The organism is Kluyvera sichuanensis (genome assembly GCF_014218705.1).
Taxonomy (GTDB): Bacteria; Pseudomonadota; Gammaproteobacteria; order Enterobacterales; family Enterobacteriaceae; genus Kluyvera; species Kluyvera sichuanensis.
Genome location: NZ_JABBJF010000074.1, coordinates 1 through 1,231 on the forward strand (window position 1 = coordinate 1; position 1,231 = coordinate 1,231).

A 1,231-nucleotide genomic window follows, 5' to 3' on the forward strand; every position below is an offset into this window, starting at 1 on the left:
GGGGTTCGAGGTCCAATGATGTAAAAAACCACGCTAAGAGGTTAATTCATTGTTTGTATTCAAATTTAATGGTCTTAACTCGCCCTTCAGAATATCTTCCGGTAACGAAAACGTATAATGTCCCAGCATATTTATATGGCCATGTATCAGCGGCGATAATCTTGCCAGATGCTCCTCTTCAGGTGTTTCCCCCGATTTGCGAAGATGTGACAACGCCTCCTGCATGTAAAGTGTATTCCACAGCACAACCGCATTGGTCACCAGACCCAGAGCACCGAGTTGATCTTCCTGCCCTTCACGGTAGCGTTTTCTAATCTCACCACGTTGTCCGTAGCAAATGGCTCGAGCCACTGCATGGCGTCCTTCTCCCCGGTTGAGCTGAGTGAGGATCCGACGCCGGTAATCCTCATCATCGATATAGTTGAGAAGATACAACGTCTTGTTGACCCGGCCCACTTCCATAATCGCCTGAGCCAGACCAGATGGTCGGCTACTTCTCAACAGTGAACGAATAAGCTCTGATGCATGGATGGTCCCAAGCTTCAGTGAGCCCGCCATTCGCATCATTTCATCCCATTGGGATTCTATTTTTGACAGTTCAACACATCCCCGGGCCAGCTCATTCAGGGCACCATAATGTGCCGTTTTATCTGCCCGCCAGAATATCGCCCCGCCTGCATCGGCCAGACGAGGGGAAAACTGGTAGCCCAGTAACCAGAACAGGCCAAAAATGATATCGCTGGATCCTGCCGTGTCCGTCATAATTTCTACCGGATTCAGCCCGGTCTGCTGCTCCAGAAGCCCTTCCAGTACAAAGATGGAATCACGAAGCGTCCCGGGAACTACAATGCCATGGAAACCGGAGTATTGATCGGAGACGAAGTTGTACCAGGTGATACCGCGTCCTGAACCAAAGTATTTACGATTTGGTCCGGAATTAACCGTTTTAACCGGTGTGACAAAACGCATACCATCTGCGGAGGCAACCTCACCACCTCCCCAGTACCCCGCGAGCGGCAGCGTGGACTGAAAATCAACCAGCCGTGCATTAGCGGTGACCAGCGTTTCTGCCCTGAGATAATTTTGTTTAACCCAGCTCAGACGATGGCGAGTAAGCGCGGGAATATTATGCTTTATCAGGGGTTCATGCCCTATATTGCAGGCTTCTGCCAGCAGTGTTGCGCACAGACTGACCTGGAGATCCTGCGCCCGAGCACCTGATTCACTGACG

The 1,231-nt window shown here is 50.9% G+C and carries 1 protein-coding gene; it reads right to left on the minus strand.

The window, feature by feature from the left end:
- Window positions 1–33 precede the first annotated feature (33 nt).
- On the minus strand, window positions 34–1,231 hold a 1,198-nt coding region (locus tag HII27_RS26785), incomplete at its 5' end, for a Tn3 family transposase (RefSeq protein ID WP_185670186.1).